Origin of the sequence: Sphingomonas dokdonensis (genome assembly GCF_002197685.1) — a bacterium.
GTDB lineage: Bacteria > Pseudomonadota > Alphaproteobacteria > Sphingomonadales > Sphingomonadaceae > Sphingomonas > Sphingomonas dokdonensis.
The window spans coordinates 647288-666534 of record NZ_NBBI01000001.1; the positions used below are offsets into that span (position 1 = coordinate 647288).

The window sequence follows — 19247 nt, forward strand, 5'->3', positions numbered from 1 at the left end:
TACAAGGATCGTTTGTGATGTTCGCCTGGTTCCAGCGCCTCCTTCCGAAGCGCGGCAATTTCTTCGAGCTGTTCGATGCGCATGCGGCGGTGACGCTGCGCGCGGCGGAGGCGACGACCCGGCTGTTTGCCGGGGACGCAAATCCGGAAAAGGTGATCGCCGAGGTGAAGGACCTGGAGCACCAGGCCGACGACATCACCCGCACGGTGCTGCAGAGCGTGCGAATCACCTTCCTGACGCCGTTCGACCGCAGCGCCATTACCGATCTGATCGGGTCGATGGACGATGCGATCGACGCCATGGATGCGGCGCTGACCGCCGTAAGCCTGTACGGCGTGCGCGAGTTCACGCCCGACATGCACCAGATGGCCAGCAGCATGACCGAAGCGGCCGCCGTGACGGTGGAGGCGATGCAGCTGCTGCGCGACGTGGCGCGCAACGGGCCGCGCATCCACCAGCTGACCGAACGGCTGGTGCAGCTGGAAGGCGAAGCGGACGGGATGCATGAGCGCGGGCTGAAACGCCTGTTCGAGCGTCATCGCGGCGGCGATGCCATGCAGTTCGTCGTCGAGCGCGAGATCTACAAGCATCTCGAAAAGATCTCCGACGCGTTTGAGGACGTGGCGAACGAGATCGACGGCATCGTCATCGATCACGCCTGAGCAAAGCAGCACCCCATGCATGAGCTTGCTCTTCCGCTGCTGATCGGGCTGATCGCCCTGGCGCTGGCGTTTGATTTTCTCAACGGGCTGCATGACGCGGCCAATTCGATTGCGACGGTGGTCGCCACCCGCTTGCTCTCGCCGGTGCAGGCGGTGCTGTTTGCGGGCTTCTTCAACTTCGCCGCCTATTTCGTAACGCTCGCAGTACCGAGCTTGCACGCGGTCGCAGAAACGATCGGCAAAGGCTTGATCAACAAGGATGTCGTGACGCCTGCCGTGATCTTTGGCGCGTTGGGCGGCGCGATGTTCTGGAACATCGTGACGTGGCGCAAGGGCATTCCGTCATCCTCCAGCCACGCGCTGGTCGGCGGGCTTGTCGGTGCGGGCGTGACGCACGCGAGCGTCAACAGCATCCAGGTCGGCGGCCTGACCAAGACCATGGCGGCGATCGTCATCTCGCCGACGCTCGGCATGATCCTGGCCATGCTGGTGATGCTGGCGAGCAGCTGGGCGCTGCGCCGCCGCACGGCACGGCAGGCGGAGCGCAGCTTCCGCGCGCTGCACTTGTTGTCGTCCGCCGCTTATTCGCTCAGCCACGGGCTGAACGATGCGCAGAAGACCATGGGGATCATCACCGTGCTGCTCTATTCGACCGGTTACCTATCGGGTGAATTCGAGGTGCCGCATTGGGTGGCGATCAGCTGCTATATCGCGATCGGCCTCGGCACGCTGTCGGGTGGGTGGAAGATCATCGAGACGATGGGATCGCGGATCACCAAATTGTCGCAGCACCAGGGCTTCAGCGCCTCGACCGGCGGCTCGATCGTTCTGTTCACCGCCTCCGCCATGGGCATTCCGGTGTCCACGACTCACACGATCACAGGCGCAATCATCGGCGCCGGCGTAGCGCGGCGGACCTCGGCGGTGCGCTGGGGCACGGCGAGCAGCGTCGTAGTGGCGTGGATCATCACTATTCCGTGCTCGGCGGCCGTCGGCGCGTTGTTCTACGGACTGACGCTGCTGTTCTGATGGTATGAGCCGGAGCGACGCGATCGCTCCGGCTTTTGCGCCCCGCTATTCGAGCAGCTTGGGCGCTTCCTTCTGAAGCTTGGCGCGAATCTTGTCGGAAAACATTGCCAGGAACGCCGGCAGTTCGAAGCTGGCGTGGACGTTGGCCGCGGCCACGTCGAGGCGCGCAGCGACGCGTTGCCCCATGCCCTCAACGGTAAAGAACAGGCTGTCACCTTCCCAGCGATGCTCGGTCACGGCGCCGCCGGGAATGAAATCGGCGAGCTTGCCGAAGCTGCTGCCGATCCGCTCCTTGGCCGCTGCCGTGCCGAGCTGGTGCGGAATGTCGACCTCGATCGGGGCAGTCACTGGGCGTTCTCCTGTACGGGCAGCGCGGTGGCGAAGAGCTGCGCGTCGTCGGCAAACGCCTTGAACTCGAGTGCGTTGCCGGAAGGGTCGCGAAAGAACATGGTGGCCTGTTCGCCCGGCTGCCCCTTGAAGCGGATGTGCGGCGCGATGCCGAAGCTGACGCCGGCCTGCTCGACCCGCGCGGCAAGTGCCTGCCAATCCGCCATCGTCAGCACCACGCCGAAATGCGGCACCGGTACGTCATGGCCGTCGACCGGGTTGGTGGCGCCGGCAGGGCGCGCGTTGTCATCGAGATGCGCGACGATCTGATGGCCGCCGAGATCGAAATCGATCCAGCGGTCGCTTGATCGCCCTTCGCGGCAGCCGAGCACGTCGCCGTAAAAGGCGCGCGCGGCCGCGAGATCGTGGACCGGAAAGGCGAGGTGAAAGGGGCGAAGTGTCATGGCGCAGTGATACACCACGCCGGGTCGCATCGGAAAGAGGGAAGGCAGGGGAAAGAGCGAAGGCAGGCGATCATCCAGGTGGTGAAATCCTGGCGTCGGCCTCTCCCGATCTTCGCGCTTATTTGGTAGCGCGGCCGCAATGGCTTTGACTTTCCTTGCTCGCCGCCCGGTGCTGTCGTCCGTGTTGCTGGGTGCAGCGGCGGCATGCGGCTTTGCGCCCTTGCAGCTCTGGTGGCTGACGATCGCGTGTTTCGCGCTATGGATGTTGGTCGTTAACGACGCACCCACACTCAAGGCGGCATTGTGGCGCGGCTGGAGCTTTGGTGTCGGTCACTTCACGATCAACAATAACTGGTTTCAGCACGCCTTTGACTTTCAAGACAAGATGCCTTCCGTACTGGGCTATGCCGCACCGCTGGCATTGGCGCTGTACCTGGCGGTGTACCCGGCGATCGCGGCCGGGCTGGCGTGGAAGATGCGTGAGGATCGCCCGGGTGCAGCCTTTGTACTGGCGTTTGCTGGGGCGTGGATCGGGAGCGAATGGCTGCGCAGTGTGGTTTTCACGGGCTATGCCTGGGATCCGCTGGGCGTGATCTGGGTGCCGGTGCAGCCGGTGGCGCATGTGGCAACATTGGTCGGAACCTATGCGCTTTCCGGCCTGACGATGTTGCTAGCCGGCGGACTGTTGCTGCTCCCGCGGCGGGCTTTGCCGATCGGGGCGGCGGGGGGCGGGCTGCTCGCGCTGCTCGGCGCTCAATGGATGAGCTATCGCGGCGCCGTGGAGCCGGTAGCGGCCGATCATCCGGTGATCCGCGTTGTGCAGCCCAACGTGCCGCAGGACGAGCGCGGCGAAAGCGATGGCGAAATGATGCTCGCCAGGCTGTCGGAGCTGTCTGGCAGGCCGGGGCGTGCGCCGCGGCTGATCGTGTGGCCCGAGGGGGTGATCCGAGACTATCTGGAAGATGGCTATCCGGCCTATGCCTATGCCACGGAGCCCGCTTTCCTGCGCTGGCGAATGGCACGGCTGCTCGGCCCCCGCGATACGCTGCTGACCGGCGGGACGGCGCTGCAGTTCGACAGTGCCGGCAATGCGGTGACGGCGACCAATTCGGTGTTCGCGATCGACCCAGCCGGGCGGCTCGGCAAGGAGCGTTACGACAAGGCGCATCTGGTGCCGTACGGCGAGTATCTCCCGATGCCATGGCTGCTGAAGCCCTTGGGACTGGACCGTCTGGTGCCGGGGGCGTTCGATTTCGTCGAAGGGCCGGGCCCGCGTGCGCTCGATGTTCCGGGTTTCGGCGCGGTGGGGGTGCAGATCTGCTACGAGATCATCTTCTCTGGGCAGGTGGTGAACGGCGCGCGGCGGCCGCGCATCCTGTTCAACCCGTCGAACGACGCGTGGTTCGGTAAGTGGGGGCCGCCACAGCATCTGGCGCAGGCGCGGATGCGCGCGATCGAGGAAGGGCTGCCGATCGTGCGCGCAACGCCCAACGGCATATCGGCGGTGATCGCGGCGGACGGCACGTTGCTGGGGACGGTGCCGCACGAGAAGGCGGGCGCGATCGAAGTGCCGCTGCCGCCGGCCGGTGCGCCGACCTTGTTCTCGAAGCTTGGCAACTGGCTGGCCGGGATCGTGATGATCCTGCTGGGCGGGACGGCCATTGCCATTCGCCGTCGCGCGCGATAGACATATAAAGCTATCTTTATATCCTTATCTCATCATTACTCAGGCGGAGTTCTCATGCGCCAGTCGTACCTGTTTACCAGCGAGTCGGTTTCCGAGGGTCACCCGGACAAGGTGGCGGACCAGATTTCGGACGCGATCGTCGATCTGTTCCTGTCCAAGGATCCCGAGGCGCGCATCGCCTGCGAGACGCTGACGACCACTCAGCTCGTCGTGCTGGCAGGTGAGATCCGCTGCAAGGGCGTGTACGAAAACGGCGCGTGGGCGCCGGGCGCGGAAGAAGAGATCGAGGCCACCGTGCGCAACACGGTGAAGCGCATCGGCTATGAGCAGGAGGGCTTCCACTGGGAGACCTTCCGCTTCGAGAACAACTTGCACGGCCAGTCGGCGCATATCGCGCAGGGCGTGGATGCGAGCGGCAACAAGGACGAAGGCGCCGGCGACCAGGGCATCATGTTTGGCTTCGCCTGCGACGAGACGCCCGAGCTGATGCCGGCGACGCTGTATTACAGCCATCGCATCCTGCACCGCATGGCGCAGGACCGGCATTCGGGCGCGGCGCCGTTCCTTGAGCCGGACGCGAAGAGCCAGGTGACGCTGCGTTTCGAGAACGGCAAGCCGGTGGCCTGCACCGCGATCGTGGTGTCGACGCAGCACGCCAAGGGCTATGACCAGGGCGACAAGGAAGCCGAGCTTCGCGCTTATGTGAAGAAGGTGGTGGCCGACGTGCTGCCGGCCGAGCTGCTGTCCGACGCGACCGTCTATCACATCAATCCCACCGGCAGTTTCGAGATCGGCGGGCCGGACGGCGACGCCGGACTGACGGGCCGCAAGATCATCGTCGACACCTACGGCGGCGCGAGTCCGCATGGCGGCGGCGCGTTCAGCGGCAAGGATCCGACCAAGGTCGATCGCTCGGCGGCGTACATCACCCGCTATCTGGCGAAGAATATCGTCGCCGCGGGCCTCGCGACCAAGTGCACCATCCAGCTCGCTTATGCGATCGGCGTTGCCAAGCCGCTGTCGCTCTATGTTGATACGCATGGCACCGGGACGGTCGGCGACGACAAGATCGAGGCGGCGATCGACAGGATCGCCAAGCTGGGCGACCTGACGCCGCGCGGCATCCGCACGCATCTTGGCCTCAACAAGCCGATCTATCAGCGGACCGCCGCTTACGGCCACTTCGGTCGCGAGGCGGATGGCGACTTCTTCCCGTGGGAGAAGCTGGACCTGGTTGACGATCTGAAGGCAGCGCTGGCCTGATCATCGGAAGCGCCGGCCCGACGACGCGGGCCGGCGCTTTCTTTTTCTATCGGCCGATCAGTCGTTGCCGCCGATCAGGTCGCCGAGCCCGCCCAGCACCGAGCCTTCGCCGCGGTTGCCGCCTGCGCCTTGCGCCGCGGTCATCATCCGCCCGGCGAGGCGCGCGAAGGGCAGCGACTGGATCCAGACCTTGCCGGGGCCGGTGAGCCGCGCGAAGAACACGCCCTCGCCGCCGAAAATCATGCTTTTGACGCCGCGCACCATCTCCAGGTCGAAATCGATCGAGGGGGTGAAGGCGGCGAGGCAGCCGGTGTCGACGTGGAGCTGCTCGCCCGCGCGCAGCTCACGTTCCACCAGCGTGCCGCCCATCTGAACGAAGACCCAGCCGTCACCTTCCAGCTTCTGCATGATGAAGCCTTCGCCGCCGAACAGACCGGTCATCATCCGCCGTTGAAAGGCGACGCCTATCGACACGCCTTTTGCCGCGGCGAGAAAGCTGTCCTTCTGACAGATCAGCGTGCCGCCAAGGTCGGCGAGGCGGATCGGCAGGATCGTGCCCGGCGTGGGGCTGGCAAAGGCCACGCGCGCCTTGCCCGACCCGCGATGGGTGAAGACGGTGGTGAAGATGCTCTCGCCGGTGACGAGGCGTTTGCCCGCGCCGAGCAGCTTGCCCATGAACCCGCCGTCACCTCCACCGGAGCCGTCGCCGAACACGGTGGTCATGTCGATCGAGGCGTCCTTCCACACGAACGCGCCAGCCTCCGCCACCGCGCTTTCGCCCGGATCGAGCTCGATCTCGACGAACTGCAGCTCCTGTCCCTTGATCTCGAAATCGATGTCGTCGGACAGGCCGGGACGGGCAGTATGGGACCAGGGGCCGGATGCCATGCGAATGCTCCTTCATCGGTGTGTATTGATGAACTAACACACACCTGATAGCGCAAGCGCAACAACATGGGGAAGAGGGCGATGCGGGGACGGCTGTGGGCGGCGATGATTGGCGTCGCGATCGCGCTGGGCGGCGTCGGTGCGGCCGCCGCCGCACAATGGGATCCGCGCGCGCATCGCGCGTTTGCCGGCGCGGCGACGCAGGTGATGGTGCTCGGCACCCCGCACCTGTCGGGCATGCCCGATACGTTCAAGGGCGCGCAGCTCGCGCCCCTGCTCGACCGATTGGCGCAGTGGAAGCCCGAGGTGATCACCATCGAGGCGGTGTCCGGCCCGCAATGCGACCATCTGCGGCGCTATGCGGTGCTCCATGGCGACCCGGCCGAGGATTATTGCCCCGACGTTGCGGCGGAACAGAAGGCGCTAGGGCTCGACATGGCGGGCGCGACCATCGCGATCGAGGAGGCGCTGGCGGTCTGGCCGGCGACGCCGACTGCGGCGCAGCGGCGCCACCTTGCCGCGTTGTTCCTGGCGGGCGGGGATCCGAGCTCCGCTTATGTGCAATGGCTGCGGCTCGCGACCGGTGAGCGGCGCGCCGGCGACGGACTCGACGCGGCAATGGTGGCGCGGCTGGAGAAAGCGGCGACACGCAAGAACGAGAACATACAGATCGCCGCACTGCTTGCGGCACGGCTCGGGCTCGAGCGGGTGTACCCCACCGACGATCACACCGCCGACGATGCGGCGGGCGGCAGCGAGGCAGCCGGCAAGGCGGTGAGCGCCGCATGGGACAATCCAGCGAGCCACCAGCGCATGGCGGACAGCGCGGCGCTGAACGCGACGCTCGCTACCCCGACCGGCGTGCTTGCGATGTACCGTTACTATAACGATCCGAAAACTGCACAGCTTGCGTTCGACAGCGATTATGGCGCGGCCTTGAAGGAGCCGTCGCCGTCACACTTCGGCCGCGGCTATGTCGGCTGGTGGGAGACGCGCAACCTGCGGATGATCGCGAACATCCGCAAGACCGTGCAGCGCAAGCCGGGCGCGCGGGTGCTCTCGATTGTCGGTGCGTCGCACAAGGCGTACTTCGACGCCTATCTCGACCTGCTCCACGACGTGAAGGTGATCGACACGAACGCGACCCTTCGACTGTCCGCAGCACCGACCGTCGCGCCGCGCCGACCATGATCGTCGCGGGCGCTGTGCCTCTCAGGCGTTGACGCTTCCCGCGTCGCCCCTTTAGTAAAGCAGGCGGGCGGCTCTTTCCGAGCCGCCCTTGCTATTTCAAGGAGACGCCCCGTGTCGATCACCGCCCTGATGCCCGTTTATCCCCGCTGCGGGGTGCGGCCGGTGCGAGGCGAGGGGTGCCATCTGATCAGCGAGGATGGCCGCCGTTTCCTGGATTTCGCCAGCGGCATCGCGGTGAACGCGCTCGGCCACGGTCATCCCAAGCTGACCAAGGCGATCGCCGATCAGGCCGCGACGCTGATGCACGTCAGCAACCTGTACGGCAGCCCGCAGGGCGAACAGTTCGCGCAACGGCTGGTCGACAATACCTTTGCCGACACGGTGTTCTTCACCAATTCGGGCGCCGAGGCGGTGGAATGCGCGATCAAGACCGCACGCCGCTATCACTTCGCCAACGGCAATCCGCAGCGCCACGACCTCATCACCTTCTCGATGGCGTTCCACGGTCGGACGATCGGCACGATCTCGGCCACTAATCAGATGAAGCTGCGTGACGGGTTCGAGCCGCTGCTGCCGGGCTTCAAATACGCCGAGTTCAACGATCTCGAAGGCGCGCTGGCGCTGATCGACGAGAACACCGCCGGTTTTCTGGTGGAGCCGATCCAGGGTGAGGGCGGCATCCGCGCCGCAACGCCCGAGTTCCTTCAGGGCCTGCGCAAGGCGTGTGACGAACATGGCCTGATGCTGGTGCTCGACGAAGTGCAGGCGGGCTATGGCCGCACCGGCAAGCTGTTCGCGCACGAGCTGTATGGCATCAAGCCGGACATCCTGGCGTCTGCCAAGGGCATTGGCGGCGGCTTTCCGCTCGGCGCGTGCCTTGCGACCGAGGAAGCGGCCAAGGGCATGGTGATCGGGACGCACGGCTCCACCTATGGCGGCAACCCGCTGGCGATGGCGGCGGGCGAGGCGGTGCTCGACGTGATCCTGGAAGACAGCTTCCTCGACAACGTGACCCGGATGGGCGAGCGGCTGCGTTCAAGCCTCGAGCAGATGATCCCCAATCACGATCACCTGTTCGACAGCGTGCGTGGCCACGGCCTGATGCTCGGCCTGAAGCTGAAGAGCGACAGCCGCCGCTTTGTGGAATTCGCGCGTGACCATCACGGCCTGCTGCTGGTGTCGGCCGGCGAGAATGTGGTGCGCGTGCTGCCGCCGCTGGTGATCACCGAGGATCACATCGCGGAGTGCATCGAGAAGCTGAGCGAGGCCGCGCGCGTCTACGTGCCGGCTAGCGACGAGTGAGCGAAGGGGAAGGAACCATGCTGGCGGATGCGATGGTCGCGGTGGCGACCGACGGGTTCAAGCGGCGTCGCCGCGTGCACATCATCACCGAAGCGTCGCGTGAGGCGCCGATTTCGGAGATCGAGCATGTCGGATCGGGGCTGCTCCGCTTCCGCCACCCGGGCCACCCCAACGACCATTATGTGCCGGATTCCGCCGTGCGCATGATTTCCGTCATGCCGCCGGAGGAGCCCAAGTGACGCGGCACTTCCTCAACCTGTCGGACGCCGGCCCCGACGGCGTCGCCGCGATCCTGGCCGACGCGCTCGATCGCAAGAAGGCGCGGGCCGGCTGGACCAAGGGGCGCATCGATGCCGATGCGCCGCTCGCCGGGCATGTTCTGGCGATGATCTTCGAGAAGAACTCCACGCGCACGCGCGTGTCGTTCGACATGGCGGTGCGGCAGCTCGGCGGGCAGTCGATCGTCATGGAGGCGGGGCAGATGCAGCTCGGCCGCGGCGAGACCGTGTCGGACACCGCGCACGTCCTCTCGGGCTATGTCGATGCCATCATGATCCGCACCGACGAGCATGCGAAGGTCGAGGAAATGGCCGCGCATGCCAGCGTGCCCGTGATCAACGGGCTGACGGATGCCTCGCACCCGTGCCAGATCATCGCCGACCTCTTGACGATCATCGAACAGGGCAAGGCGCTGCCGGGGCTGAAGGTGGCGTGGCTGGGCGATGGCAATAACGTGCTCGCCTCGATCATCGAGGCGGCCGGGCTGATGCAGTTCGACGTGGTGGCGGCGTGCCCGCAGGGATACCAGCCGTCTGACGCCGATCTTGCGCTCGGCAAGGGGCGTGCGACGGTGGTCGGCAATGCGCGCGAGGCCGTAGAGAACGCGGATGTGGTCGTGACCGACACGTGGATTTCGATGGGTCAGGCGCACGCCGAGACGAAGCTTGCTGCAATGATGCCGTTTCAGGTCGATGCGGCGCTGATGGCGGCCGCAAAGCCTGACGCTCATTTCCTCCATTGCCTGCCCGCGCATCGCGGCGAGGAAGTGACGCCGGAGGTGATCGACGGGCCGCAATCACTGATCTGGGCGGAGGCGGAGAACCGGCTGCACGCGCAGAAATCGATCCTGCGCTGGTGCCTTGGCCAGATCGGTTGATCGCGGCGGGGCAAGCTCCCATCTGATCGGCTGAACTAGCCCCGTCCGCGCCCTGATTGTTGAGGCGCCTTCGCTTCTCTCCCTGAGCAATGCGGACGGGGCCTCCACAGGCTCAGCGGATGATGACCATGCCCGACACGACGACCCATGATCTTGACCGAGCGATCGGCTTCACCATCCCGGCGCAGAATGCGCGCGGGCGGATGGTGCGGCTGGGGCCAGTGCTCGATTCGATCCTGGCGGTGCACGCCTATCCGCCCGCGATCGAGGCGTTGCTGGCCGAGGCGCTCACGCTGACCGCGCTGGTTGGCGCGACGTTGAAGGACGTGAACGGGCAACTGACGCTGCAGACGCAAAGTGAGCAGGGCGTCGTGCGCCTGCTAGTGTGCGATTATCGTGGTGGCGAGATCCGCGGCTATGTCCAGTTCGACGCCGACCGGCTGGCCGAAGCGCCGGCCGATCCGACGCTCTTTGCGCTGTTCGGGCAGGGCTATCTCGCGATCACGTTCGATCTGGCGGCGAGTGGCGAGCGCTATCAGGGCATCGTGCCGCTCGATGGCGATCGGCTGGCGGATGCGGTGCAAAGCTATTTCACGCAATCCGAGCAGATCCCGACGCAGGTGCGCGTGGGCTTTGCCAAGCGCGACGGACTGTGCGTCGCGGGCGGGCTGCTGCTCCAGCATCTGCCGGAGGGTGAGGACGGGCGCGAGCGGCTACATACCAAGCTGGACCACCCCGAGTGGGAGCATGTCGCGGCGCTGGGGGCGACGATGGGGGCGGACGAGCTCGCCGACCCCGCGCTGCCGCTGGAGACGCTGCTGTGGCGGCTGTTTAACGAAGAGGATGAGGTGCGCGTGCTCGCCAGCACCGGCCTGTCGCGCGGATGCCGCTGCGACATGGATCACATTCGTTCGGTTCTCGCCAAGTTCCCGGAGGAGGAGCGGCTGGCGATGGCGGACGAGAATGGCGTGATCGGCGTGGATTGCGCCTTTTGCTCGATTACGTTTCCGATCAAGGTTGCCGAGCTGGCAGACTGAGAAACGGCTTCAGAGGCGCGGCAGGGTGACGCCGCGCTGGCCCATGTATTTGCCGGCGCGATCGGCGTAGCTGATCTCGCACGGCTCGTTGCCCTGCAGGAACAGGAACTGGCAGGCGCCCTCGTTGGCGTAGATCTTGGCCGGGAGCGGCGTGGTGTTGGAGAATTCCAGCGTCACATGCCCCTCCCAGCCGGGCTCCAGCGGGGTGACGTTCACGATGATACCGCAGCGTGCATAAGTCGATTTGCCGAGGCAGATGACCAGCACGTCGCGCGGCACGCGGAAATATTCCACCGTGCGGGCAAGCGCGAAGCTGTTGGGCGGGATGATGCACACGTCGGTCTTTCGGTCGACGAAGCTGTTGGCGGCGAAATCCTTCGGGTCGACTGTGGCAGAATCGACGTTGGTGAAGATCTTGAAATCGTCGGCGACGCGCGCGTCATAGCCGTAGGAACTGAGCCCGTAGCTGATGCAGCCGTCGCGCCGTTGTGCCTCGACAAACGGTTCGATCATGCCATGATTTTGCGCCTGCTCGCGAATCCAGCGGTCGGATAGAATGGACATTGCGTGGCTCCCCTGCGCGGCGGCTAATCGCCGCGTGCGCCGGTGCTGGCAAGTGCAGATCGCTGCGGTGTCGTGCCGGTCAGGGATGCCGCTGCGGTCGGGGCGCGGGAAGGGCGATCACCGCCAGAAGGCCGCCACCCTCGCGGTTCGACAGGGTGATGGTGCCGCCGGCGTCATGAACGATCGCCTGCGCCAGCGCGAGGCCGAGGCCGATCCCGCCCGTTTCGCGGCTGCGCGAGCTTTCCAGGCGGGTGAAAGGATCGAACACGCGCGTCAGGCCGTCATCGGGTATGCCGGGGCCGCGATCGGCGACGCACACCTGCACCTGGCGCGTATCAGCGATGATGGTGACTTCGGTGGCGCCGGCATATTTGATCGCATTCTCGATGAGGTTGCGGATCGCGCGGCGGAAGAGCGTGGGGCGCAGGTGCATGCGGACGCGCTCCACCTCGTCGAACAGGACGTCGGCGCCCAGGTCGCGGAAATCGTCCACCACGGCATCGACCAGGGCAGTGAGATCGACATCGGTCGCCGGCTCGCTCGGCCGGCCAAGCCGCGCCAGCGACAGGATGTCGTCGAGCGTCCGGCTCATCTCGGCGATCGTTTCCGCCATGCGGGTGCGGTCCTGCTCGTCCTCGACCGATTCGATCCGCACGCGCAGCGCCGCCAGCGGCGTACGCAGATCGTGGCCGATCGCGCCGAGCATGCGGTCCTTCTCGTCGAGCATGGCGGTGACGCGGCGCGCCAGGCCGTTGAAGGCGGTGATCACGTCGCGCACGTCGCTCGGCCCCTCCACGGCGACCGGCGGCAGATCCTCGCGCGGGGTGAAGCGGCGGGCGGCGCTGGAAAGGCCGCGCAGCGGGCGCGAGATGCGGCGCGTGATCCACAAAACTGGGAGCAGGATCAGGATATAGATGATCGCGGTCTGGGCGAGCAGCGCCCACAGGATGCGGTTGTCGCGTCGTGGCCAATGCGACGCGGTGGTGAGCCAGGTGCCGTCCTGAAGCTGCACCGCGATCATCAGCATGTCGCTCGATCGGCCGCCGAAGTCCCGGTCACGCCGGCGCGGTCGCTCTTGCCAAGGGCGCAGACCCGTATCGATCTGGCCGGGCGCGATCCCAAGCTCGGCAAGTTGCTCGCGCAATTCGGCAGCGACCTGCGGCATACGCTCCAGATTGCGCGGAATCGGATTGACCATGCGTCGGCGCACACGTGTACGCTCGCCGCGCGCAAGGTTCTCGCCGTTGCGATCGAGCGCATCGGCGATGCGAACGGCGGCGGGGCGGGTCGCCTGGGCAAGGCGGAAAGTGGAGCGTTCGCGCAGCACCAGCGCAAGGTTGATCGCCTGTGCCGCGAACAGCGCCAGCGCGAGCAGCAGTGCAAGCTGCCCCGACAGGCTGCGCGGCAACAGCCGGCTCACAGCCGGGTGACTTCGGCCGCCAGCGTGTAGCCGCCGCCCCAGACAGTTTTAATCAGCTGCGGGTTCTTCACGTCCGTTTCGATCTTCTTGCGCAACCGGCTGACCTGATTGTCGATCGCGCGATCGAACGCGGCGGCCTCGCGCCCTTGCGTCAGATCGAGCAATTGGTCGCGCGTCAGCACCTGTCGCGGCCGCGTGACCAACGCGTTCAGCAGGTTGAACTCGCCGGTCGAAAGCGGGACGGCGACGCCCTCATGATCCACCAGCGTGCGTTCGCCCGTCTTGAGGATCCAGCCGGCAAAGGCATAGGCGGCGGCATCGGGCGCGTGCTGGCGTGTGCCGCCAGCCTGCAGGCGGCGCAGCACCACCTTGATCCGCGCGGCGAGCTCACGTGGGGAGAAGGGCTTCACCATGTAATCGTCGGCGCCCATTTCGAGGCCGATGATCCGGTCCGTCTCCTCGGTGCGGGCGGTCAGCAGGATCACGGGCGTATCGCTGGTCGCGCGAATATAGCGGCACAGGCTGAGCCCGTCCTCGCCCGGCATCATGATGTCGAGCACCACCAGATCGATGGCATAGGCGCCGAGCCGCGTGCGCGCGGCCTCGGCATCGCCGACCTGCGTGACGCGAAAGCCCTGCTTGGTGAGATATTGCGCCAGTGGCTCGCGGATCGAGCGTTCGTCATCGACGAGAAGGAGGTGGGGCGTATCGGCCATGGGGCTGCCGTCTAGCATGTCATTGTTCCGCGGGAAGCACCGGGCGACGCGATGCGCCCGGTGCAGGGGGTGAGGTGCGTCAGTTCGCCCGAGGCGCGCCGCGCATGCCCTTCATCTGGCCGCGAGCGGCGTCGCGCTCGGCCTGGTCGATGCGGCCATCCTTGTTGGTGTCGAAGCGGTCGAACATCGCGGCGGCGGCGGCGGTCGCCTCCGCCTTGGTGATGACGCCGTCGCGGTTGGTGTCGGCACGCATCATCATGCCCATGCCGCCGCCACCGTGGCGCATCCCGCCCCGGCGATGCTCGCCGCGGTTCGCACGCATGGCGGTCCGCTCGGCCTGATCGATGCGACCGTCCTTGTTGGCGTCCATGCGGTCGAAGCGCTTCATGGCGTGCTCGCGGAACTGCTGCTGGGTGATCTCGCCGGTCGCCTTGCCGCGGCGGCCGGGGCGCTCGTCCGCCGACAGCTTGCCGTCGCGGTTCTTGTCCATGCGCGCGAACATCGCGTCGGCGGCGGCGGTTGCCTCCGCGCGGGTGACGACACCGTCGCCGTTCTGGTCGGCGGCGGCCATGCCGCGCATGCCGCGTGCGTTCTGCTGCTGCGTCGGGGTTTGCGCGGTAGCGATGCCGGTGATGGCGGTGGCGCCCAGCGCGGCGGCGATGAGGAGGCGTTTCATTGCGGTTGTTGGTCCTTCAACTGGACGGGTCCGATCCCCGTCGATGAGGCCGTTATGAAACCACCCTGTCGCGCGACTGTGCCGGGGCGCGGGAAATTTGTCGCAATTTGTCCCGCGTGCCCGGCTGTGATCAGGCTCCCTCAGGCGAAGACCGCCACCGATTGCATCTGTTCGGCCACCATCTCGCCCGCGCTGTTCCAGATGCCCATCTGCTGCGACGAACTGCCGGCGCGCGCGTAATCTGCATTGGAGCGCAGCAGCCACCAGCCGTCTTCGGTGCGGGGCGTCGGACCCAGAACGTTGAGGATCCAGGTGAGCGAGCTCATCGGCACATTGCGGCCGAGCAGCCGCAGCGCGGCGGGCGGCAGGCAATCGCCGATCGCCAGCAGCTCCACCATCGGATCGATCCCCTCGCGCTCGTTCAGGCGCGTCCAGCGCAGCCATTCGGCGGGTTGCAGGTTGGGCCCGTCGCGACGATCGAGAAATTCGAAGTTCTGGGTGAAGGCAACGACGGGGTGCCCCTTGTAGGTCGTATCGTCCGGCCCAGGTTGCTTGAAGTCGGGCACGGTCGTGGTGGCAAAATCCACCTCGCTCTCGATCGCGCGCATGAAGACAAAGGTGCAGCGAAGGCCGAGCCCTGCCTCGCTTTCGATATCGGCCTGGATAAAGGCAGCGTTCTTGCCGCGCCGCAGCTTGTGCGTCGTCACCATGATCGGGCCGGCGAGCGGGCCGATGAAGCTCACCTGCGCGGAGCGGAGCGGCGGTAGGTCGGGCTCCGACTGCATGGCGCAGTGGAGCGCGATCGCGGATGAAAGGCCGCCGTAGGCGGTGCGGCCCTGGAGCCAGCCGTCGGGGATTTCGCCGCGCCAGCCGATACCCTCGGCCACCGGCTCCAGGTTGTTCAAGATCGTCGCCAAGCTCGTCATGCCGCTGTTCCCCCAAAACGTCCGGCGGCGAGCTGATCGCGCAGCTCCCGCTTCAATACCTTGCCAATGGCGCTGCGCGGCAGCTCGTCGGTGACGTAGAGCGCCGCCAGCCGCTGCGTCTTGCCCAGCTTCGCGTTGGTGGCGGCGCGCACCTCCTCCGCGCTCGCCTGCGCATCGCCGCGCGGCACGTAGAAGCCGACCGGCGTCTCGCCCCAATCGTCGCTGGGCACGCCAACGACGGTGCAGTCGGCGACCGCCGGATGCTGCGCCAGCACCGCCTCCAGATCGGACGGATAGATGTTGAACCCGCCGGAGATGATCATGTCCTTTTTCCGATCCATCAGGATCAGGAACCCGTCCTCATCAATCCGGCCGACGTCGCCGTGGCGGATCCAGCGATTACCGTCCGCGTCGTAATATTCGGCGTCGCGCGTCGCGCCCTCGCGCTTGTGATAGCCGTTCATCATCGCGGGCGACCGGCCGACGATCTCGCCCATCTCGCCCGGTCCGACCTCGTTGCCCTCATCGTCGAGCAGGATCGCCTCGTGGCCGGGCGACAGCTTGCCTACGGTGTGGAGCTTGTCGGGGTGCTCGTCGGCGACCAGGATGAAGGACGCGCCGCCTTCGGTCATGCCGTAATATTCCACCAGCTTGCCGGGCCAGCGGGTGACGACGTCGCGCTTCAGCTCCGCCTTGAACGGCGCGGAGGTGCAGGTCTTGAAGCGGAAGGTCGTCAGGTCGAAGCGGTCGAAATCGGGCAGCGCCATGATCCGCTGATATTGAACCGGCACCAGCATGGTGTGCGTCGCGCGATAATGTTGGGCGAGCTCCAGATAGCGATGCGCGTCGAACTTCTTCATCAGCACCACCGTGCCGCCCCAGGCGAGCGTCGGCAGGAAGCTGACGAGCGTGGTGTTCGAATAAAGCGGCGTGGCGAGCAGTGTGACGGCGGTGTCAAAGCCCGCGCCGCTGTTGCGCGACAGATGCTGCCAGCGCATCGCGTGGCTCTGCACGATCCCCTTCGGAATGCCGGTGGTGCCGGAAGAATAGATGATGTTGAAGCCATCGTCCGGCTTGATCTCGGCAGGGGCAGGCTGTGCGCCCTCTGGGGCAAGCCACGCGGCGAGGTCTTCCAGCATGATGACCCGTGCCGCTAGCTGCTCGGCGGCGAGTGCGGCGGCGTTGGCGGCATCGAGGAAGACGAGATTGGCGCCGCTGTCCGCGATCATGCCGGCGATCTGCTCCGGCGTGGCGGACGGCTGGATCGGCGCCGCGATCGATCCGGCGCGCACTGCCGCAAGGAACACGGCCGCCTGTGCGACACTGGGATAGCTGACCATGGCCACCGCCTGGCCCTGCACCGTGCCGTCGCGCTGTAGCGCCGCGGCGGCGCGATCCATGATCGTGTCGAGTGCGCGATAGGTCAGCTCGTCGTCGCCATCAGTGATGGCGATCTTGTCCGGCTGCTCGGCGGCATGGCGACGGATCAGGTCGGGCAGGGTGCCAAACGGCTGTGCGAGCTGGTCTGCGATACTCTCCATATGACGTCGCTAGCCGCACGCTTCGGCGAATGCCATACGCGACCTTCAAAATCTGAGGAGCGGGATATGCAAGGGTCGGTGGCAATCGTTACAGGCGGCGGAACGGGGATCGGCGCGGCGGTGGTGCGGCGGCTTGCCGCGCGCGGCGTCGCCTGCGTGATCAACTATGCACATAGCAAGGCGGATGCGGAGGCGCTGGCGAACGAAGTGGGCAAGGGCGCCATTGCGGTGCAGGCCGATATCGCCGATGACGCCGCGTGTCGGAAGCTGGCGGCGGCGGCGGTGGACACGTTCGGGCGGCTGGACTTTCTGGTGAACAATGCCGGCCGAACCAAGCATGTCGCGCATGAGGATCTGGATGGCCTCGACGCCGAGGACTTCGTCGATATCTATCGACTGAACACGATTGCCGCCTTTCAGATGGTGCGCGCCTGTGCGCCGGCGATGCGCGAGGGCCCGATGAGTGCGGTGGTGAACGTGGCCTCGATCGCGGGGCTGCACGGCGTCGGCTCCTCCATCGCCTATGCCGCATCGAAGGGGGCGCTGATCACCATGACGCAGAGCCTGGCGCGGGTGCTGGCGCCGGCGATCCGAGTCAACGCGGTGGCGCCTGGCTATGTCGGCACCGGCTGGTTCGAAAAGGCGCTGGGGCTGGAAGGGAAGGCGAAGCTCGATCGCACCATCGCGGCGCGCACGCCGATGGCGATGGCGCCGCAGGCGGAGGATATCGCCGGCCCGATCGAATTGCTGCTCGACCCTGCCAATCGCGCGATCACTGGCGAGGTGCTGCGCGTCGATGCGGGCTTCCATCTCGATACCGGCGGCAGCCGACGACCGGGGCGCGAGGGATAGCGGCGCAAACGGGGGTAGCGATCGCATCCACGACGTGGGCTGCTGCTTGGGACGACGATCGGCAGCCCGCTTGAACCGAGGGGAGAGAGTCGCGGATGACGGCGGCATCACCAATCGGGAGCGCAGACGTGCGTATCACAGCACCGCTTTACCCGGTTTGATCGATCCAGCCGAACCGATGCGGGTTGTCCCTTTGCTCGGCCGCGGAAATGTGCCATGTCGCGGCCATACCCGATCTTCAGATTGGTTTCGGAGAAGAGATTGATGGCAACTGCCGCCGAACTAGACCGTTCCGCCGATTCGGCTGACGGCTTCCGCCAGGAAGCGCGTGCCTGGCTGGAGGCGAATTTCCCGCTGAGCCTGCGTGGCAAGGACAATGCGATGTCCGCCGTGGACGGCCCGACCGACGAGACGCCGGATCAGAAGGCATGGCGCGAGGCGATGGGCGCCAAGGGTTGGGGCGTCCCGACCTGGCCGAAGGAATATGGCGGCGGTGGCCTGACGCGCGAACAGGCGCGTTTGCTGGGCGAGGAGATGATGCGGATCGGGGCGTGGAACCCGATCGGCGGCATGGGCGTGATGATGTTCGGCCCGACGCTGCTCGAATACGGCAACGAACAGCAGAAGCAGCAGCATATCCCCGGCATCGTCAAAGGCGAAGTCCGCTGGTGCCAGGGCTATTCGGAGCCGGGCGCGGGCTCGGATCTCGCGAGCCTGCAGACCTTTGCCGAGGACAAGGGCGATCATTACATCGTCAACGGTCAGAAGACCTGGACGAGCGGCGGACAGTGGGCGGACAAGTGCTTTGCGCTCGTGCGTACCGACAAGACGCAGAAGCATGCCGGCATCAGCTTTCTGCTGATCGACATGGATGCCGAGGGCGTTGAAACGCGCCCGATCAAGCTGATCTCCGGCGCGTCGCCGTTCTGCGAAACCTTCTTCTCCAACGTGAAGGTGCCCAAGGAAAATCTGGTCGGCCGCGAGGGGCAGGGCTGGGAGATCGGCACGCGCCTGTTGCAGCACGAGCGCAACTCGCTGTCGGGCGGCGGCGGCTCGCAGGGCCGGATGAACCAGGGCGAGCAGATCCCGTCGATTGCCAAGAAGTATCGCGAGCTGGACGAAAGCGGCAAGCTGGCGGACAGCGACCTGCGCACCCGCATCATCAAGCACGAGATGGACCAGCGTGCCTTTGCCTTGACGCTGCGCCGCGCGGCGTTGGAGGCTAAGGGCAATGCCGGGCCGTCGGCGGCAACGAGCGTCATGAAGAATGTCGGCGCGCGGATCACGCAGGATCGCGCCGAGCTGGCGATCGAGATCATGGGCATGCAGGGCCTCGGCTGGGAAGGCGAAGGCTTCTCCCAGGAAGAGATCGCACAGACGCGCACCTGGCTGTGGGGCAAGGCCGTGTCGATCTACGGCGGCTCGTCGGAGATCCAGAACAACGTGATCGCCAAGCGCATCCTTGGGATGCTGGATCACCAGTAAGTTCGGTTAGGCGCGGAAAGACACGCGTCGGAGAGGGCCGGGTCGAGGAGAAGCGCGCCAG

At 66.2% G+C, this 19247-nt stretch carries 20 protein-coding genes; 11 read left to right on the top strand and 9 right to left on the bottom strand.

What is annotated here, in order from left to right; all coding sequences use genetic code 11:
• The first annotated feature begins 17 nt into the window (after positions 1-17).
• Both SPDO_RS03015 and SPDO_RS03020 read left to right on the top strand, forming a co-directional pair.
• On the top strand, positions 18-662 hold the full coding sequence (locus tag SPDO_RS03015; RefSeq protein ID WP_088365924.1) for a DUF47 domain-containing protein: 645 nt from the start codon (positions 18-20) through the stop codon (positions 660-662).
• A 15-nt stretch (positions 663-677) separates the two neighbouring features.
• Positions 678-1691 carry an inorganic phosphate transporter gene (locus SPDO_RS03020; protein ID WP_088365925.1) on the top strand — a complete coding sequence of 338 codons (1014 nt, stop codon included), beginning with the start codon at positions 678-680 and terminating at the stop codon, positions 1689-1691.
• 45 nt (positions 1692-1736) lie between these two features.
• Here the strand turns inward: SPDO_RS03020 and SPDO_RS03025 are convergent, their stop codons facing one another.
• Complete coding sequence (locus SPDO_RS03025) at positions 1737-2039, bottom strand: polyhydroxyalkanoic acid system family protein (RefSeq protein ID WP_088365926.1); 303 nt, start codon at positions 2037-2039, stop codon at positions 1737-1739.
• Positions 2036-2482: a VOC family protein gene (locus tag SPDO_RS03030; protein ID WP_088365927.1), complete on the bottom strand. Its 447-nt coding sequence runs from the start codon at positions 2480-2482 to the stop codon at positions 2036-2038. Before SPDO_RS03030 ends, SPDO_RS03025 begins: the two co-directional genes overlap by 4 nt.
• Positions 2483-2621: 139 nt before the next feature.
• On the opposite strand from SPDO_RS03030, the gene lnt reads away from it, so the two are divergent.
• The gene (lnt, locus tag SPDO_RS03035) at positions 2622-4169 is read left to right on the top strand and encodes an apolipoprotein N-acyltransferase (protein ID WP_088365928.1); all 1548 of its coding nucleotides are present in this window, start codon (positions 2622-2624) and stop codon (positions 4167-4169) included.
• A gap of 54 nt (positions 4170-4223) precedes the next feature.
• Positions 4224-5432, top strand: coding sequence for a methionine adenosyltransferase (gene metK / locus SPDO_RS03040; RefSeq protein WP_088365929.1), 1209 nt, complete (start codon positions 4224-4226; stop codon positions 5430-5432).
• Positions 5433-5489: 57 nt separating this feature from the next.
• Here metK and SPDO_RS03045 read toward each other — a convergent pair whose 3' ends face one another.
• The gene (locus SPDO_RS03045) at positions 5490-6320 is read right to left on the bottom strand and encodes a TIGR00266 family protein (RefSeq protein ID WP_088365930.1); all 831 of its coding nucleotides are present in this window, start codon (positions 6318-6320) and stop codon (positions 5490-5492) included.
• An 81-nt stretch (positions 6321-6401) separates the two neighbouring features.
• Here SPDO_RS03045 and SPDO_RS03050 point away from each other — a divergent pair, with 81 nt between their 5' ends.
• The 5 genes from SPDO_RS03050 (at position 6402) to hslO (ending at position 11006) form a co-directional block, all read left to right on the top strand.
• Entirely contained in the window at positions 6402-7511 is a 1110-nt protein-coding gene (locus tag SPDO_RS03050) for a DUF5694 domain-containing protein (RefSeq protein ID WP_143559567.1), read from the top strand.
• 111 nt (positions 7512-7622) lie between these two features.
• Positions 7623-8813, top strand: a complete 1191-nt coding sequence (locus tag SPDO_RS03055; protein ID WP_088365932.1) for an aspartate aminotransferase family protein — start codon at positions 7623-7625, stop codon at positions 8811-8813.
• A gap of 17 nt (positions 8814-8830) precedes the next feature.
• A complete protein-coding gene (locus SPDO_RS03060; protein WP_088365933.1) occupies positions 8831-9052 on the top strand; it encodes a hypothetical protein in 222 nt (73 codons plus the stop codon).
• On the top strand, positions 9049-9969 hold the full coding sequence (gene argF, locus SPDO_RS03065) for an ornithine carbamoyltransferase (protein WP_088365934.1): 921 nt from the start codon (positions 9049-9051) through the stop codon (positions 9967-9969). The genes SPDO_RS03060 and argF overlap by 4 nt, the downstream gene beginning before the upstream one ends.
• Before the next feature lie 128 nt (positions 9970-10097).
• Positions 10098-11006, top strand: a complete 909-nt coding sequence (gene hslO / locus SPDO_RS03070; RefSeq protein ID WP_088366352.1) for an Hsp33 family molecular chaperone HslO — start codon at positions 10098-10100, stop codon at positions 11004-11006.
• 9 nt (positions 11007-11015) lie between these two features.
• Here hslO and dcd read toward each other — a convergent pair whose 3' ends face one another.
• The 6 genes from dcd to SPDO_RS03100 form a co-directional block, all read right to left on the bottom strand.
• Positions 11016-11570: a dCTP deaminase gene (gene dcd / locus SPDO_RS03075; RefSeq protein WP_088365935.1), complete on the bottom strand. Its 555-nt coding sequence runs from the start codon at positions 11568-11570 to the stop codon at positions 11016-11018.
• A gap of 79 nt (positions 11571-11649) precedes the next feature.
• Positions 11650-12990 (bottom strand): HAMP domain-containing sensor histidine kinase, encoded by a 1341-nt coding sequence (locus SPDO_RS03080; protein WP_088365936.1) that lies wholly within the window; start codon positions 12988-12990, stop codon positions 11650-11652.
• Positions 12987-13706, bottom strand: coding sequence for a response regulator (locus tag SPDO_RS03085; protein WP_088365937.1), 720 nt, complete (start codon positions 13704-13706; stop codon positions 12987-12989). Before SPDO_RS03085 ends, SPDO_RS03080 begins: the two co-directional genes overlap by 4 nt.
• A gap of 79 nt (positions 13707-13785) precedes the next feature.
• Positions 13786-14382, bottom strand: coding sequence for an EF-hand domain-containing protein (locus tag SPDO_RS03090; protein ID WP_088365938.1), 597 nt, complete (start codon positions 14380-14382; stop codon positions 13786-13788).
• A 140-nt stretch (positions 14383-14522) separates the two neighbouring features.
• The gene (locus tag SPDO_RS03095; RefSeq protein WP_088365939.1) at positions 14523-15308 is read right to left on the bottom strand and encodes a thioesterase family protein; all 786 of its coding nucleotides are present in this window, start codon (positions 15306-15308) and stop codon (positions 14523-14525) included.
• Positions 15305-16849, bottom strand: coding sequence for a class I adenylate-forming enzyme family protein (locus tag SPDO_RS03100; RefSeq protein WP_088365940.1), 1545 nt, complete (start codon positions 16847-16849; stop codon positions 15305-15307). The genes SPDO_RS03095 and SPDO_RS03100 overlap by 4 nt, the downstream gene beginning before the upstream one ends.
• 78 nt (positions 16850-16927) lie before the next feature.
• Between SPDO_RS03100 and SPDO_RS03105 the strand changes: the two genes are divergently transcribed.
• Positions 16928-17701 carry an SDR family NAD(P)-dependent oxidoreductase gene (locus SPDO_RS03105; protein WP_245829035.1) on the top strand — a complete coding sequence of 258 codons (774 nt, stop codon included), beginning with the start codon at positions 16928-16930 and terminating at the stop codon, positions 17699-17701.
• 264 nt (positions 17702-17965) lie between these two features.
• Positions 17966-19186: an acyl-CoA dehydrogenase family protein gene (locus tag SPDO_RS03110; RefSeq protein WP_088365942.1), complete on the top strand. Its 1221-nt coding sequence runs from the start codon at positions 17966-17968 to the stop codon at positions 19184-19186.
• The last annotated feature ends 61 nt before the right edge of the window (positions 19187-19247 follow it).

Coding starts and splice junctions, on each gene's coding strand:
- SPDO_RS03085 (WP_088365937.1), bottom strand. CDS start 13,706: ATGGCCGATACGCCCCACCTCCTTCTCGTCGATGACGAACGCTCGATC.
- SPDO_RS03050 (WP_143559567.1), top strand. CDS start 6,402: ATGCGGGGACGGCTGTGGGCGGCGATGATTGGCGTCGCGATCGCGCTG.
- SPDO_RS03030 (WP_088365927.1), bottom strand. CDS start 2,482: ATGACACTTCGCCCCTTTCACCTCGCCTTTCCGGTCCACGATCTCGCG.
- SPDO_RS03090 (WP_088365938.1), bottom strand. CDS start 14,382: ATGAAACGCCTCCTCATCGCCGCCGCGCTGGGCGCCACCGCCATCACC.
- SPDO_RS03045 (WP_088365930.1), bottom strand. CDS start 6,320: ATGGCATCCGGCCCCTGGTCCCATACTGCCCGTCCCGGCCTGTCCGAC.
- SPDO_RS03100 (WP_088365940.1), bottom strand. CDS start 16,849: ATGGAGAGTATCGCAGACCAGCTCGCACAGCCGTTTGGCACCCTGCCC.
- lnt (WP_088365928.1), top strand. CDS start 2,622: ATGGCTTTGACTTTCCTTGCTCGCCGCCCGGTGCTGTCGTCCGTGTTG.
- SPDO_RS03110 (WP_088365942.1), top strand. CDS start 17,966: ATGGCAACTGCCGCCGAACTAGACCGTTCCGCCGATTCGGCTGACGGC.
- hslO (WP_088366352.1), top strand. CDS start 10,098: ATGCCCGACACGACGACCCATGATCTTGACCGAGCGATCGGCTTCACC.
- dcd (WP_088365935.1), bottom strand. CDS start 11,570: ATGTCCATTCTATCCGACCGCTGGATTCGCGAGCAGGCGCAAAATCAT.
- SPDO_RS03060 (WP_088365933.1), top strand. CDS start 8,831: ATGCTGGCGGATGCGATGGTCGCGGTGGCGACCGACGGGTTCAAGCGG.
- SPDO_RS03095 (WP_088365939.1), bottom strand. CDS start 15,308: ATGACGAGCTTGGCGACGATCTTGAACAACCTGGAGCCGGTGGCCGAG.
- metK (WP_088365929.1), top strand. CDS start 4,224: ATGCGCCAGTCGTACCTGTTTACCAGCGAGTCGGTTTCCGAGGGTCAC.
- SPDO_RS03015 (WP_088365924.1), top strand. CDS start 18: ATGTTCGCCTGGTTCCAGCGCCTCCTTCCGAAGCGCGGCAATTTCTTC.
- SPDO_RS03020 (WP_088365925.1), top strand. CDS start 678: ATGCATGAGCTTGCTCTTCCGCTGCTGATCGGGCTGATCGCCCTGGCG.